This window comes from Fictibacillus sp. NPDC058756 (assembly GCF_042746035.1).
Lineage (GTDB): Bacteria > Bacillota > Bacilli > Bacillales > Fictibacillaceae > Fictibacillus.
This window is the reverse complement of the sequence record NZ_JBHYPU010000001.1, coordinates 2607632-2624505: the sequence shown is the minus strand read 5'-3', so window position 1 is coordinate 2624505 and position 16874 is coordinate 2607632. Positions and strand designations below refer to the sequence as shown.

13 protein-coding genes are annotated in these 16874 nt (G+C 32.4%); 11 read left to right on the top strand and 2 right to left on the bottom strand.

Going from position 1 to position 16874, the window contains the following annotated elements; genetic code table 11:
* Positions 1–32 precede the first annotated feature (32 nt).
* Together ACFW35_RS13380 and ACFW35_RS13375 are read left to right on the top strand one after the other, a co-directional pair.
* Entirely contained in the window at positions 33–2705 is a 2673-nt protein-coding gene (locus ACFW35_RS13380; RefSeq protein ID WP_379846375.1) for a DEAD/DEAH box helicase, read from the top strand.
* The gene (locus ACFW35_RS13375; RefSeq protein ID WP_379846373.1) at positions 2696–5380 is read left to right on the top strand and encodes a DEAD/DEAH box helicase; all 2685 of its coding nucleotides are present in this window, start codon (positions 2696–2698) and stop codon (positions 5378–5380) included. The genes ACFW35_RS13380 and ACFW35_RS13375 overlap by 10 nt, the downstream gene beginning before the upstream one ends.
* A 439-nt stretch (positions 5381–5819) precedes the next feature.
* Here ACFW35_RS13375 and cotE read toward each other — a convergent pair whose 3' ends face one another.
* Both cotE and ACFW35_RS13365 read right to left on the bottom strand, forming a co-directional pair.
* Complete coding sequence (cotE, locus tag ACFW35_RS13370) at positions 5820–6392, bottom strand: outer spore coat protein CotE (RefSeq protein WP_379846371.1); 573 nt, start codon at positions 6390–6392, stop codon at positions 5820–5822.
* A 165-nt stretch (positions 6393–6557) separates the two neighbouring features.
* Complete coding sequence (locus ACFW35_RS13365; protein WP_379846369.1) at positions 6558–7601, bottom strand: hypothetical protein; 1044 nt, start codon at positions 7599–7601, stop codon at positions 6558–6560.
* A gap of 196 nt (positions 7602–7797) precedes the next feature.
* Here ACFW35_RS13365 and ACFW35_RS13360 point away from each other — a divergent pair, with 196 nt between their 5' ends.
* From ACFW35_RS13360 to ACFW35_RS13320, 9 genes are all read left to right on the top strand, one after another.
* Positions 7798–9042: a DNA cytosine methyltransferase gene (locus tag ACFW35_RS13360; RefSeq protein WP_379846367.1), complete on the top strand. Its 1245-nt coding sequence runs from the start codon at positions 7798–7800 to the stop codon at positions 9040–9042.
* Between the two features lie 64 nt (positions 9043–9106).
* Positions 9107–9862, top strand: coding sequence for a hypothetical protein (locus tag ACFW35_RS13355; RefSeq protein ID WP_379846365.1), 756 nt, complete (start codon positions 9107–9109; stop codon positions 9860–9862).
* Between the two features lie 36 nt (positions 9863–9898).
* Positions 9899–10705 carry a hypothetical protein gene (locus ACFW35_RS13350; RefSeq protein ID WP_379846363.1) on the top strand — a complete coding sequence of 269 codons (807 nt, stop codon included), beginning with the start codon at positions 9899–9901 and terminating at the stop codon, positions 10703–10705.
* A 387-nt stretch (positions 10706–11092) separates the two neighbouring features.
* Complete coding sequence (locus ACFW35_RS13345) at positions 11093–12862, top strand: DUF262 domain-containing protein (RefSeq protein WP_379846361.1); 1770 nt, start codon at positions 11093–11095, stop codon at positions 12860–12862.
* Positions 12863–13043: 181 nt separating this feature from the next.
* Positions 13044–13403, top strand: coding sequence for an MEDS domain-containing protein (locus tag ACFW35_RS13340; RefSeq protein ID WP_379846360.1), 360 nt, complete (start codon positions 13044–13046; stop codon positions 13401–13403).
* A 205-nt stretch (positions 13404–13608) separates the two neighbouring features.
* Positions 13609–14103 carry a DinB family protein gene (locus tag ACFW35_RS13335; protein WP_379846358.1) on the top strand — a complete coding sequence of 165 codons (495 nt, stop codon included), beginning with the start codon at positions 13609–13611 and terminating at the stop codon, positions 14101–14103.
* 511 nt (positions 14104–14614) lie between these two features.
* The gene (locus ACFW35_RS13330; protein WP_379846356.1) at positions 14615–15328 is read left to right on the top strand and encodes a hypothetical protein; all 714 of its coding nucleotides are present in this window, start codon (positions 14615–14617) and stop codon (positions 15326–15328) included.
* 151 nt (positions 15329–15479) lie between these two features.
* A complete protein-coding gene (locus ACFW35_RS13325) occupies positions 15480–16238 on the top strand; it encodes a DUF695 domain-containing protein (RefSeq protein WP_379846354.1) in 759 nt (252 codons plus the stop codon).
* A gap of 51 nt (positions 16239–16289) precedes the next feature.
* Entirely contained in the window at positions 16290–16808 is a 519-nt protein-coding gene (locus ACFW35_RS13320; protein WP_379846352.1) for a DUF2199 domain-containing protein, read from the top strand.
* Positions 16809–16874: the final 66 nt, after the last annotated feature.

The window sequence follows — 16874 nt, the reverse complement described above, 5'->3', positions numbered from 1 at the left end:
TTACAGTTGATTATTGAAATGGAGGTTATTAAATGGCATTTCTAAAATGTGCATGTGGTTCTATGTTAAAAGGAATTCAAAAAAGTCAACGTGTAACACCTGTTGGGGAATATAGAACTGTTGAATATAGAGTCGGTGCAGCTTTAGAGCATAATGATTGGAAAAAGATAGATGAATCTATGGTTTGGCTTAAACCGTTAGCTGATGGTGTTTATTGTGAGCTCTGTACTTATCCTATTGAGTTAGATGTAAAGGAAGCAGAGGTACTTACAGATAAAAGAATACCAGGTGTATCATCACAAGATTTTAATTCTTCAGCAATTACAGAAAGATTAAAAGGTCTTAGTGAGAAAGAACGTTCTGAGATATTTGTTCACACTATACCTCAGCGTTCTCCAAAGTACGGTGAACTAAACGAAGATCTACCTATGGAGTTGTACAATTCGCTGCAACGCATGAATATTAAGGAGTTATATACTCATCAAGCAGATACATACAATGCAGTTCGAAAGAAAAATAATGTTGTCTTAGTTACTCAAACAGCATCAGGAAAAACTATGTCTTATAACTTACCTGTTCTTCATGGATTACTCGAAAATCCAAATGCTACAGCACTTTATCTCTTTCCGACAAAAGCGTTGGCTGATGATCAAGTAGAACAGCTTTTTAAGTGGACTGAACAAATAGAATCTGAAGATAACTTTGAGTATGATGAATGGTTTGAAAGGGGTATTAAGTTAGGTGCAACCAATATTCATTATGGTAGATATGATGGAGATACTCAGCTCGCTTCAAGGAAAAGACTTTTAGAGGATGGTCGAATTCTGTTTACAAATCCAGATATGATACATCATTCGTTATTAAAACAATTTGCAGATCAAGGAAGACAATACCATAACATACATGACTTTTTCAAAAATTTAAGATTTATAGTCATTGATGAAATGCACTTATATCGTGGAGCCTTTGGGACTCATGTTTCGATGGTTTTAAGAAGGCTGAGGAAGGTATGCGAAGAACTAGGAAACGATAAAATACAATTCATTCTTTGTTCAGCTACGATTGACCGGCCGGATTTAGTTGCTGAAGACTTAACTGGTTTAAAAGGATTTCAAGTTATTGATAACGATGGTTCAAAACAAAATGAAAGAAACATAGTATTTTGGAATCCTGGAGAAAATTTAGGTACTGGGTCTAGGAAAGCACCAATAACTGATGCATTGGCAATTACTGAGGATGTCTTAGTACAAGATAAAAGGGTAATAAGATCAATAGTTTTTCAGGGTTCTAGATTACAAGGTAAGGTTACTGCTAAGTATATGAAAGATATCTTACGTAAAGTGTTACGTTTGCCTAAAGAACGATTAAAGGGTTTGACTTTAACTGCTTTTTATAATGGGATGCTGAGTGTTGAAGAAAGGAAAGCAGTAATTGAATCTATTAAAAAAAGTGATGTTCATATCGTTCTTTCTACGAACGCTCTTGAAGTTGGAATCGATATTGGGGAATTAAGCTTTGCACTTCTAATTGGATATCCAGGTAGTAAGGCAGCTTTTTCTCAACAGATTGGTCGTGTTGGTAGAAGTGGAGAAGGTGTTGCGGTCATGATTTTTGAAGACGAGCCATTACAGCAATATTATATGAACAACCCGAAACTATTTTTAGAAAAGCCACCTGAGGTTGTAAGGATTGATCCTCAAAATAAGCAATTATTGAAACTGCATCTAGCTTATTTACAAACAGAACTATCTCGAAAATTAAATGATGAGGACATTGAATGGTTTATTGGGGATAAAAGTGATGCTGATAAAATAGTATCAGAATTAGATGATGTAGATATTGAAAATCGTTGCAGTCTACGATCAGTTTCTTCCGTTTTTTATACAGTATTATCTACTCGAAATCGTGAAATAGTGATAGATGGAATTGATGAATGGACTGCTTTTAGAGATTTTCATAATGGTGCTATTTATTGGACCGCAAATGAGAAAGCTTACAAGGTGGACTCTGTAAATAGAAAGAAACATGAAATTATTGCTGCTCCTGTTTCTGGGGAACTTGAATATTACACTCAATCTATTTACAAAGATACAATTAACATTTCTGATCAAAAACAACAAACCACCATTGGTGATGATTTATTTTTAGCAACGGGTTCTCTGGATATCCGCAGGAATGTATTTGGATATAACAAGATTTATTTTTCATCACGTCAACAAGAGAAAGAAAACTTGGAAATACCATTGACTTCAGCTTTTGAGTCAGAAGGTGTGTGGATTACTTTTTCTGAAGTAATAATTGAAAAACTTAAAAGTAAATATCCTGATAAATTGGAAGGTTCAATCCGAGCGGCAGAGCATGTTATGGTTTCGATCATACCGGATACTATAATTTGTGACGGAAAAGATATCGCTAGTTTTTCTAGTTTATCAATGAGCGGATTCGATTATAAACCAGTCATTGGATTTTACGGTAATCAATCCGGAGGTATGGGTACTTCTCTAGCTATAGCAGATCACTTTAATAGAATTATTGATAGTGCTTTAAATTTACTAAATAACTGTTCTTGTAATGAAGGTTGTCCTTCTTGCGTTCAGTATCCAGGAAAAGACAATGATAATTTATTTAAAACAGGTGCGAAGGAACTGCTTCTGTCCCTAAAAACGGAAATAACTCAATTAGAGGAGGAGAAACTTTGCCGCTAATATGTCCAGTTTGTATAGTATCTAATAAACCTACTACATACTTTTATCAGATTAGTAGGCAGTTTAAAGCTACTTCATATAGACGAAAAATTGTCCAAGCTACAAATGGTCTTCATAAAAAAGAGTGGGTTCATGAACTAAATGAAAGCCAAGCAGATGGATTATATTGTACTGAATGTAACAATCATGTTATTCCTGATTTATTAAGTAGAGATGAATTGGAATTATTAAAAGATAATAGAATAGAAACATGGAATCCTTCTGAGTTTCCAATTGATGATGTACTTCAGAAATTAATGGAAACTGGGAGGAAAAATGGCTCCGGAGTGGAGCATTACAGCTTTCCTGAAAGAACAGCCATTTATGGAGAGTTGAAAAAACCTTTGCCTGATATCATTTACTCTCGATTAAGAGAAATGGGGATTAAGGAACTCTACTCTCATCAAGCTGATGCAATCAATGAAATTCGAGATGGGAAAAATGTAGTTATTGAAACAGGTACAGCTTCTGGGAAGTCTTTAATTTTTACACTGCCTGTTTTAGAAAAGTTATTAGAGGCTGAGGATTCTACAGTCTTATACCTTTCTCCTTTAAAAGCATTGACTCATGACCAATTAAAAGGTTTAGACCAATGGAATGAGGTATTAAACGATGATAGGCCACTGCATGGATTTAAAAAAATTAATATTGGTGGTAAGGAGATTTGCGCTGGTGTTCTTGAAGGTGGGGAAGGCGATTCCGCTAAAGAGTTAACTTATGAAAATGCGAGATATTGGATGACGAACGTCCATTATCTACACCTGCTTTTACAAGGACCTTACCATTATCCAAAGCGGGGGAAACAGTGTTATAAATTTTTCACTAATTTAAAGTATGTAGTATTGGATGAACTTCATGCGTACAATGGCGTGTTAGGATCTAAAGTCTCAATGGTCATTAGGAGACTTCGTATGCTGTGCAGAAAGTTTGGTAATACCAACATTCAGTTCATCACATGCTCCGCATCAATTGGAAATCCTAAAGAATTATCAGAAGAAATCACTGGATTAAAAGGGATTAAAGGTTTCTCTTTGATTAATCATGATGGAAGCCCTACAAATAAAAGGGAGATCCTGTTGTGGAATCCTGGTCTGCTTGAAACTCAGACACATGACCGTACAAGACGTGCACCTATATCGGAAGCTATTGAAATACTAAAAAATATTGTAGATGAATTTAACATTTTGCCTAAAACTTTAATGTTTTATGGAAACAGAAGAGCTACATCTACTGCTAGTTTTGATTTGAACCGAGCCATCAGATCACGATATCAAGAAAAGGGATTAGGTGAAAATCTCCCAAGTGAATTGTTCACTCCCTTTCACGCACAATTGACAACAATGAAAAAACATCAGCTAATGAACCGTTTAAAGCAAGATGAACTAGTTGGGCTTGTAAGTACATCTGCTTTAGAGATGGGTATTGATATCGGAGATTTAAGCTTATGTATCATGGTAGGCTACGGAGGCAGTAAGGCTAGTTTCTTACAACAAGCAGGAAGAGTCGGTAGAAAGGGACCTGGTCTCGTTATACAAATTTTTCAAGAAGATCCTTTGGAACAATATTATGCAACAAATCCAAAAGAGTTTATTGAGAGAGAAGCCGAGCATGTCACTATTGATGTTGAGAACTCAAACATTATATCTGAACATCTAAAATATGCGGCATTCGAGCAAAACGGATCACTGAGTTTGCCACAAAGCTTTTTTAGAGTTTCTGCAGTTAGAAAAATGGAAGAGTTTAATGAAATTTGGAAAGTTGAAGAACCAAAATGGAAATTACAATCTAAAGAAAAACTAAAATATAACTATCTCCTAAACAGTGGAAAAGTGTATAAAGTCGTTTTGAAAACAGGGCATAAAAGCGAAACCATTTTTAATGGTGTAGATGAACGTTCTCTTTTAAGAGATTATCATTATGGAGCTGTCTTTTTATATGAAGACAAGACATACAAGGTTCACCGTATTAATTCTAAAACATGCGAGATTCAAGTTATTCAGCAGCGTTTTGATTACACTACACGCAGTCAGATTGCTGATACTATTAGTTTAATAGACGAATATAAAAAAGAAGATATTAGTCAAAAAGCAGAATTAGGACTGGGTAAATTTGAAATCACCAGACGGTTATGGGGCTTTAAAAAAGTTGCTTTATTTGGTGGTCAAATAAATGAAAATATACAAGAATCCAATATGTACCCTGTAAAATATACAACTAATGGATTGTGGATAAAGCTGTCAAATCAATCGGATGATTTAACTGAGGGCAGTATTCATGTTCTAGAACATGCAATAGCATCTGCCATTCCTACAATTGTTAAATGTGCGACCTCTGACTTTGGGCTTTTATCATCTGTTAACATGAAAGAATTTTCTTTTTCCCCTACAGTTGTGATATATGAAACAGGCGGAGGTGGTGCGGGAATCGTCGATGCCGTACAAAAGAGATTCATAGATATTATGGATAAAGCATTGGCAATATTAAAAGCTTGTCCCTGTAATAATGGATGTCCAAACTGTACTCATATATCTAGTTGTGAAAGAGGGAATGACCCTCTTAATAAAGATGGTGGCATCATACTCCTTGAAAAGTTACTCAAAAATACAGAGAAATTTGTAAAAGAAAAAACTCACTAAATTCAGTAATTCTAAAACACTTGAATTATATGCAAGACAAACCCCATTTCAACTTTGTTGAAAATGGGGTTTGTGTTACTTTTTAGTATTATATTTGAAAAAACAAACCTGGATTACACTGTACATGGCCCTCGTCACGTCAATCGGCGGTGTTTTATATCCTGCATCTACAACTAAGGCGTTCGGTTTTCCTACGTTTTCTATCAACTGATTTATAAGTGGCTCAAGCATTCTACTGTCATTAGTTATAAAATTAATAACATGTTTGTAGAAAATATTAAATTTAAATAAGATTATAACAAAGAAGTTTATTTACCTATAATAATAAGTCATGACTAAATTAAAGGATTAGTGTAGTGTAGGTTTATATTTTTAAGATAATGTATATGTAGGTGTAGACTACTTCAAAATGACGTAGCCTACGAATACAAGATTAGTATTATTCTTCAAGATCGCCGATCAGAAAATTAGGATCAAGATCTTCGAAGTTTTCATCATCAACATCAAATTCCCAATCTCTTGTATTCTCATCGTCAAATCCATCCGGATTTACGTAAACGCAGACCTTTGTCTCACCTATAATTTCACAAACAAACTCTCTTTCTACTTGAACAATGACTTTATTGCCGTTTGGCGAAATGGTTGCTTCAAGCGTATTTGGTTCCTGCAGTGCACGGCAAGTTACTTCATACTGGTTCCCCAGAGCATGTTTATCTCTTACACTCAAATCCACTTTATCATTAAAATGAATGGTTTCAGTAACTACTTCCGTCCTAGTATTATCATTGTATGAGTACCAAACGTTAATATCATAGCTTCCTTCGACTTCTACACATTCACCGTTTCTTTTCGGCTTATAAGCATGATTAATGATCCAGCATCCTAAAATACTGCTTGGACGATGGGCTGGTGCAATCGTATGAGTCGCCTGAGAAAACTTTCTGCCTTTTCCACACACTGCTTTTGTGATGATCTCTCTGTAAGTCAGCTCTTGATCAACGTGTCTAGCCATTCATGAATCCCTCCTATTTCCGCTCTCAATACATTTTATGCAGGTTAAATGCCTATTGTGCAAATATTGTTAAATTTTTTAAATTTTTTTGTGAATAGTATGGTTAACTATAATAAAAAAGATTACTTAGATTCAAGATATCTAAGTAATCCAATTTGAAAATATTTAATTTGAAGTTAAAGGAATGATCTTCGACTCATAGCCACTCCACTCATCTTTATTCATATCATATCTAACTCTTAAAATTTCAGGATCAATTCTTGGAGTATCAGGACGATTAAGAGCTTCTAGAAAATAATGGTAACCTTTAGCTTTGGTTCCTCTACATACAGGATACCAAATTGCTTTGGCGATTGGGTCAAAAAGTATGTTTTTTCTTTTAGTTTTTCCTTTTCTTGGGATATGAAACCATTCAGTAGTATCTTTATGAATTTCTATTACTTTTGTAAAGAAACTTTCATGATCATGTACCCAATGTTCAATGGTTTCTTTTGCTCCTAATAATTTTGGGATGAAGTATTTTCCAGCTTTTTCTTTATGATATTCATATGTTTTGAAACCAGAAATTAATTCATGATCAAATAGATTACTTAATATACCATTCGGTAAACAAGTAAAACTAAGAGTGTCATTGTCTTTATATCTAAATAATTCAAAAGAACTTTTATTATCTGCATAAATTAACTTTAAAAAGTAGGATATAACAGGTAAATCTTTCCCTTTGTGTTTGTAATATTTTGGTAGGTTGCTGGATACAGAGAAACCTTCATAAAAATCATTTGCATCAATATTCTTATGATCAAAACTATTTTGATTTGGGAGATATTGCAACCACTTTATGTCTCCTTTATTATTTATAGCACAAATTGTTTTAGCATCTATATTTATTACTGCATCATCTGTAATAATTCCCATGTCTCCACTAATTGGAGAAGGGAAAATACTATCAATTTTATCTAGTTGAAGAAGTTTTTTATAAACATGATGTCTCATAATTCTTTCAAAGGGTATTTTTATTTTATTACTATCATTCCAATTTCTCTTTAAAAAATCATAGTTATCTTGTATATGTTTTTCAACAATGATTAAATCTTGTTGGAATTCATCAGAATTAAATATTTCCCATAGCAATGTGTAATATTCTTTTTCTAATTTAAGGATATTCTTTTGTTCGATAGTATATTCTACATCAGTTTTTTGTAATCCCATAAGGTGGCCTCTTTTCTAATATCGTTTACTGACTTATAATACAATAAATTCATTTATTTGGAAATCTTTTTTCTATAAATTATAGATTTTACACTTAGTTAAAAAAACAAAAATAATTTTCAGTAGCCTTTATTGCAAAACCGTACTTCTATTGATATAATAGAATTAATAAAAGTAAGATAAGTAGGTGTGATGTATGAGTACAAAACCAAAAGTAGTTTCTTTGTTTTCAGGTGCCGGAGGAATGGATTTAGGCTTCCTACAGGCAGGATGTGAAATTATATGGGCTAATGATTTTGTTTTAGATGCAGTAGAAACATACAAAAAAAATATTGGAGAACATATAATACATGGTGATATTACCAAAATTGATAGTAGTGTAATTCCAGATAACCCTGACATTGTTATTGGTGGTTTTCCTTGCCAAGGTTTTTCTGTTGCAAATACTAAGCGTAGTATGGAAGACAAGCGGAATTTTTTATATAAAGAGATGTTAAGAATAATAAAAGATAAAAAACCAAAATTTTTCTTAGCTGAAAATGTAAAAGGTCTCTTATCAATGTCTAAGGGAAAAGTTATTGAAATGATTAAAAATGACTTTAGACAATTAGGCTATAATGTTGAAGTTACATTGCTAAATTCAGCTGATTATGGTGTTCCACAGGCACGTGAAAGAGTGTTTATAATGGGGAATAATATAGGCAAAGAAAATATATTTCCTGAAGAAACTCATGCCGACAAAATAAATGCTTCATTAATAGACGAACTATTCTTTGAAAATAAAGAACCATATATTACAGTAAAAGATGCTATAGGGTTTTTAAGTGATGTAGAACCATCACCAAATCCAATTATGGTAGGTAATAGAAAAATATATAATCACATAGCATACACCAATGTTAGTGATAAATTCTTTGCCAGAAAACATAATGTTCACCAATTTGATATTTGTGATTATTTAAGAGAGTGGAGAAAAAAAGCAAATATTTCAGTGAAAAAAATTGATGAAATTTTTGGTTATAATCATACTGCAGGTCATTGGTTTCGAAAGGATAATAATTCTGGCTCTATTCCAAAACCTAGTGACTGGTGGAAACTAAAAGAACTATTATCATTTGATGATAAATATGATAAGGCAGTAACGGAATTTATTGAAAAGGAAATTGTCTTTGAACAATCTTTAAGAATTACAAACTGGGAGAGACCGAGTGACACTATAACTGCAACAGGACCTGAAATACATGTAAACAAATTAAGAAGACTTTCTGTTAGAGAATGTGCGATTCTACAGTCCTTTCCTGATGATTTTATTTTCACTGGAAGTCTCAATGGACAACATAGACAAGTCGGTAATGCCGTTCCACCTCTTCTTTCTAAAAAAATAGCAGAATGTATAAAACAACAAATTGAAATTTCTGAAAAAATTCTTGTGCAAAATTAAAGTTATCGTATAATAGTCATGTGTATAAACATGACTATTTTTTTTGAGGAATCGGGGGATTACTGTGAGAGAAGTAACCGAAGAAGAATTGAAATATGTAGAGTTTTGGGAAAATGAATATTTGCAGCAAATATATTATTTACTTAAATTAGATAAACAAAAAATGTTGGATGGTTTTAATACAAAAGAAGAAATAAAGAATGATTGGGTTGCTTACTTAGGGGATAATACTTCCTCATTCGCTACAGGATCCGAAAGAATTTTTTATTGGTTATTTAATCAGCTGGGGAAACCAAATTCTTCACCTGTTGGGTCAGATATGTTTTTCGAAACTTATAATGCATATATACATATTGATATAAAAACTGTAACCTTAGGAAATATAGGTGACTTTTCCAGAAATATATTTGTGGGAGATAATCAGAATAGTTATATTGGAAATATTAATGTGAAGAACAAACCTATAAGACCATATAAAGGACATCTTCCAACATTTTATACTAAAAATGACGGTACTAAAAAAGTATGTCTAACTTATTTCATTACCATTTTATATAATGAATCGAATCTAGATATCCAAACTATTGTAATTATGTGTATGCCAAATGGATTGTTGAGTAAAGTTTATGGAGATGACATTATTAACCCAGGAAAAAATCCAGGTAAAATAAGATATGCATATCCTAAAAGTTCAATGTTTAAATTGTTACCTGATACTCCGAAGCGAATTAAAGTGTTATTGTGGAAAAAAGACATAAATTTGAAAATTGAAATGAAAATGAAATTTATAAAAGAGATATATAATGAACAAATTGATTAGTTAAATCAATAATTTAGATTGAAAGGATTGGGTTCTATGACAGGACGAAATATTCCATGTCATAAAAAGCAAAACAATAGCTATTTATATATGTTTCCCATGAAAATTATTAGTAGCTTTAATAAAAACGAAGTCTATATTCATAATTTATGTTCTTTTCCACATTTAGAAAAAGCATATGATGATCTAAATTTAAAATATATAGATTTTTATGCTAAGGATATTGCACTGTTTTACTTAGAAATGAATAAAGGAAATAATAAATGTATTGAAAATTATGTTTATGCATTAAAAATAATTGGGCAAATGTTTTCAGGCTTTGATATTTTTTCTAGAGATGAAATATCCTCAGATTTTTGGAAGAAACTATTAATATATGACTTTCCAAAATTATCAAAAGGAACAGAATTGAATAATTTGAGTAATTTCTTTAATATTTTTAAGGAGTTTGTTTTATGGCTTGATAAAAAGTACGGTTGGGAAAATTATAAATATGTTAATTTTTTCTTGAATAATTACCATTTCCCTATACGCAATTGTCAACATATTCAACTCATTTTTAATAAAAAAAATAATCTTATATTTTTAGATGAATATGCTGAAAAAAGTAGTTATTTTGTCGTGAAAAAAATCAACTCAAATTCAATTTTTTGCTATGATACTTACGATTCAAGAGTATATAAAATCTTCATACCTGAAGAATTATTTAAAAAAAATCTAGTTGTTTTTGGTACGGTCTTTAAAGGTACTATAAAAAGTATTAATCAAATAAATTGGGGGTTTTGTAATTTAGAATTTGTTTTTCCACCCCAGGCTTTAAAATTTGTTGTTAAAAGTAATTGAGTGTAAATTCTATAAATTTTTTAACTGTTATTCTTTTTTTCTTTTTGAAGAGATGAATCATTTAGTGATTTTGTATTACCAATTGTGTATTTGATATCACAATTATCACAAATAGGTAACTGATTATGATATTTTAAAATTTCCCAATCTGTAGTGTGGAGTCTTAATCCACATCTGATACAACATTTTTTTTTCATTATTAATAATCCTCCATTATATGTTTACCTTATTTTAACATTTATTACTAATTTTCACTTTAAATTAATTAAACTATTAGATAAAAAATAAATTTTAGTTTTATCAATAAGATATAAATTAGCAGCTAACTAAAGCTGCTTTTTGTATTAATAAGCTTTATGCATTAATAAAAAGTAAAGGAGATTTTAAATGAAAATAACTCCAGCTACCTTAAGTATTCACCAACTTCTTGCAAGCACTAATGAACAATTTATAATCCCGGCATATCAAAGAAGGTATTCATGGGGAGAGAAACAATGGTCAGATTTGTATAATGATATTCATATGTTAAATCAACAGGATACTCATTTGTTAGGTACAATTTTGTGTTTGACTTCTACTTATGTTGCAGGAGTTAATCAACTTGAGATTGTAGACGGTCAGCAGAGGACTACAACTTTAACTATTCTCTTGAAAGCTTTATCTAGTAGATTTAAAGAGTTAAATCAACACGAAATTGAAAAAGAAATAAATTCTTTATTATTCTGTAAAGGTATTAATAGAATTTTAAAAAGAAAAGTTATTTTGGGTGACTTAGATGATCCAGATTATAATAAAATTATTGACCAAGAGGACCTTGAATTAATTGTAAACAAAAAATTAATTGAATCTTACTATTATTTTAATCAAAAATTTAAAGAATTAAATCTTGAACAGTTACTAGAGTTTCATTATAAGCTTGTTAGTAACACTTATACTATTCGTTTAGATGTTGCTAACTCTAAAGATGCCTACAAACTTTTTGAAACAATTAATAATCGGGGTTTAACATTAAGTCCTACTGATATAATAAAAAATTTCTTGCTCGGCCACGCTTCCCTAATTGACAGCAATGTCTTAGAAAAAGTTAAAAATTACTGGACACAATTAATTATTAATTTAGATGGAGTTAAAACCGATGATTTTTTTAGACAATATTTATCAAGTATCCTTAAGAGAAAAATTACTGGTTCAACAGTAATTGATGAATTTAAAAAATATTATTTTAAATCAGTAATAGAAGCTGAAAACTTAAATGAATATTATCATTATGAGGAAACAACAAAAGAATTAGACGAGGCAGAAATAGAGGACGGGTTTAAGGAAGACGGAAGTGATTCTCTTATTATTAATAATAAGATGTCTATTATAGAGTATGCAAGAATATTAAGAGATGCTTCTTATGTTTATAGCAAAATACGAAAGCAGTCTTTTGAAAATCATGATATAAATTATCATTTAAACAATCTAAGTAAAATAAAATCTTTCCCATCATATATATTTTTGTTAAATCTTTTTCAACGAGATATTTCAGATAAAAGTAAAATTGAAATATTAAAGTTGATAGAAACTTTCATGTTAAGAAGACATGTTTGTGAATATAGAACAGCTGAACTTGATGCGATTTTTGCAAGTTTAATTAATGTTGAAGATAATGACATGGTTACAAATGTGGCTAATAAATTGATTAAATATTTACCAAATGACAATGAATTTAAAGAAAAATTCGCAAAGTATAGCTTTAAAAATAATGAAAACAGGGCTAAATATGTGTTAGAAACATTAGAATATTACTTCATCAGAGATCAAGGAGAATATACTCTTTCTTCTGGTGCTAACTTACATCTCGAACATATTATTCCCCAAAAGATTTTCACCAAAAGGTCGAAAGAGGAATTTGGAGATTGGGAAACATACTTAGGGGAAGATACTAATATTCATAAAGAATTTGTTAATAGAATAGGCAATTTTACTCTGTTAGCGAGGTCGTTAAATATTATAGCCTCAAATAACCCATTTAAAAGTAAAGTAATAGAATATAAAAAATCAAATATTACTCTAACTAAAGAGTTAGCAAACTATGAGATATTCAGAATACAGCAAGTCATTGAAAGATCGAACACCTTTGCTGAAAAAGCAGTTCTTTTATGGAGATTCTAGTCTCATTATTCAAGTTAAGTTATTGGTGAAAGTTTGTTAAAAATTTGAAGTAAGCTTAAGTGGAAAAATACCTCTTTAAGCTTTTTTATATTAAAACTGTTAAATGATTAATAACTTAACTATATTATTCTATTAAATTCCTCTATACTTAAAGAAAATAATTGAATAGGGGGTTGCAGCATTGCTGGAAAAGATTACGGAACAGACAAAAAAGTTACAGCAATCAAAAGGCGGTCATATCTTTTATGAATATCAGAATGAAGAATCTTATATTCAGAACACCGTCTCCTATATTATCGCCGGGATCGAACAAGAAGATCATGTCATCGTAATCGAGAACGACAGAGTGTACCCGATGATTGAAAGACAGCTGCAAAACGAACTGAGGAAAGAAGATCTTGAGAAAGTTCATCGTGTGAACAACTTTGATTTTTATTGTTTCAAAGGAGATTTTAACTCCGCGACGATCATCTCTTACTTTAAAAAGTTTATCGGACCCTTCATTGATAACAATATTTCTATTCGAACCTGCGGTTGTTGAGTTCCGGACGACTTCGATTTGTGCCTAGGATGAAAGTCGTGTACCTGCGCACTTGAGACAGACGTTAATGAGCTGTCACCGGTATTATATGACTGGCGAGGATGTGCTTTGTATCTCTAGTGAATTAAGTCCGGTATAATGTGTATAACATCATACAACACGAGAAGCACCATGATTATTCCATTTTAAAAAGGAGAGCGGGATTATGGATGTATTCGTAAGTCAGTATGATTGGATCCAACGATCGAGGGAGACGTTATATCGTTATTGTGAAACGATGTCACCTGAGGATTATGTGAAAGAGCTTGATAGCTTCGGCGGAGATTCAATTCGCAGCCTTCATGTTCATGTAGTGAATTGTTATCGGGGATGGCTCGGAAATCGTGCGCTCGGGAAACCACTTGACGAAATAAAGCCAGAATCCGTTCGCACCGTGCAGGAGATGCGCGAAATTTTTATGGAAACGAATGCGCTGGTTCATGAATTTTTAAATAAATTCAAAGGTAACTGGGATGAGTCTACTCTAGTAACCTTTAGGAGCGGTGCTAGCGCAGAGTTCACTGCCCTTTGGCTTTATACGCATACAACAACCCACGAATTCCATCATAAAGGACAAATTGTAAAAATCGGCCGGATACTCGGGTATATTCCGCCAGAGACGGACCTTATTGAACCTGAAATTCAGGTTGTACAAAAGTAAAAGAGGCTAGGCGGAAAAAAGAATCTAGCAATGCAGCCATCTAATTCGGATATGTATTAGATGGTTTATTTTTGTTGGTACACAATTTCCAATGATTTTAGGACCTATCATTTGGATGAAAAAACACTGACTTTTTCAGTATGATAGGTTAGTCAAAGGTATACCACATTCTTATTAAAGATAAAAGGGAGTGATTTATTGATACCTCTACGAATTTTTTTACACTCGCTATGGATCGCAATACTGCTTCTTCTAACAATTATTGTCTTGCCTGACTTATTTAATCTTAACGAAAAGATCTCTAAATTGGCGTTTATTTTAATAGTATTTATAATTTTTACATTATATAAGGAAAAAGGGGGCATTAAGTTTTTTTCAACCATATTAGGTTTAGTCTTATTTTTACTCATTATCATTTTATTTGTTCCATAAATTAATGGATACTTAGTAAAACGTAATCAAAGGGTACTAAATTTAAAGGATTTTTTATTGATAAAAAGGAGAATATACAATGACTATCATCAAAGATATTCAGCTATACGTCCCAAAGGATAAGGAACTCAACTGGAGGTTCTTTAATGAAACGAGAGCCATTGTTTCTTTTTATAGTCGTCTTTTACCTAAATTACACGCTAAAGAAGATAAAGGCATTCAAATCTATTGTATTGAGAGTCTTGAACTGGAAAAGCAATTCGATACGATTGCCCATATCATCTTTGATTATTTCCCTGTATACGTGGAGACTGATGTGGAAGCTCTCTTAGCTTTGACTTCTGATAGTGAAAAGAAGAAGCGCACGCTGGAAATCGTCCATGAAGGGATGAAGAAAGCTGCTCAAGAGTTCAACTGGGATCTGCATGTTTTAGAAGATATTTATAACACAATTAAACAAGCAGAATATGAAAATATCTATCCGCTGCTCAAGAAGAGCAGTCCCAACAAGAAGTATGTTTGTAACATCATGTGTCATCATGAGGTAAGTAGTATCGACGTATATGTGGAGATTAAAAAAAGAAACGGGAAAGTGGTTAATAAAGAAAAGCTTTTCTCGGTGGAAAACACGGACGAACAAGATCTTTTCAGTGATTATGGAATACTTCAATGGAAATTAAATCACAAGGTAGAGTTTGCTGATAAGGACTACAAGAAGGTTTACCGTTTAATATTCCTTGGAAAGGACAAGCCTGAAGACTTAGTTTGGAAGATTGAGAGGGATTTGTTTTGAAGCCTGCTGCCGATAGTTTCCGGCAGTTTTTTTATGAAAAAGGAAGAATCCTCTGCATGCAGAGTTGTTCGCAATGTGTAAAAAATAGGAATAAAAGGATATAGTCTGAAAATCAGTATATCTCTATACTAAAGAATAAGGAGGAGAAGTAATGTCTGATAACTGGAACTTTTATTTGGATGTGGTAGATGATCACTTAGCATCAATCGTTGTAGATTTGGACGTAACAGAAGAAGTAAATATTAGAAAATATAAATGGTTGTTTTCTGTGAAGATTACTATCCAAAATCCAACAGAGATAGGTAACCCCGGCGAACAAGAAGATGAACGAATCTGTGAGTGGGAATATGATCTGATGGAACGGTTGAATAATGAAGATATTGTTCAAGTAGGAAGGGTAACAACCAACGGCACACGTGAATTTTTTTATTATGCTAAAAAAGAGAAGCATGTTAAGATCATTGATCAACATGCCTTAGCTGTTTTTGATAAAAACGGATACGAAACAAAAATTTCTAGAATTGAAGAAGAGGAACCTTGGTCATTTTATTCCGAATTCCTATATCCTGACGAGTATCAATTTCAGCAGATGTCCAATCGTGAATTAGTAGAACTGCTAGAAAACGAGAATGATGATTTAGAAGAGACTCGTAAGATTGAACATTGGATAGAGTTTGAAACATTGGATGATTTAAAAGCATTTGAACAAGATATCCAAAATGAAGGCTTCACAACAGAAAATTTCGAACAGCAAAAGAATGAAGATGGGACATACAGCATTACGATCTCTCGCGAAGATGGTGTGGATTATCACTTGATTGATTCGGTAACCGATACAATCATTGCAGCGGCACAACAACATAACGGTCAATATGACGGGTGGGAATCGCCTGTTATTCAGAAAAAATAAGAAATACTAAATGATCACTCATATTTTAAAGGGATGATGGGGGACAATTGTATGACAGATGTTATTGGAGGGTACATATGCGGCTGCTGTGGGAAGTACCATGACGAACTACCATTAAACTATGGAAGCCCAGCGCCTATATATTACGAAGAAGCGACAAAAAGAGAACGCAAAAAGCGGTTTGAAATCAACGATGATCTATGTGTGATGGACGGTGAACACTTTTTCATAAGAGGTTGTATCGAGATACCAGTCAAAGGTTTGAACGAACCATTTGTTTGGGGTGTTTGGGTATCACTTAGTGAAGAGAATTTTGAACGCACTTTAGAGAATTGGGATAATCCTGATAGGGAAGAGTTAGAGCCTATGTTTGGATGGTTATCGACACATCTCCCGTTTTATCCGGACACTTTAAATATGAATACCTATGTACATACCCGTTTCATAGATCTGCGTCCGTATATTGAACTTGAACCTACAGATCACCCACTTTCTGTTGAACAAAGAGAAGGAATAACAATCGATCGGGTAAAAGAAATAGCAGAGTATTTTTGTGAAATGCAACACTGATATGGTTCGCAACCACAGCATTTCTTCAAGAAGGAGAAATGCTTTTTTTATGGAATAAATGATTTT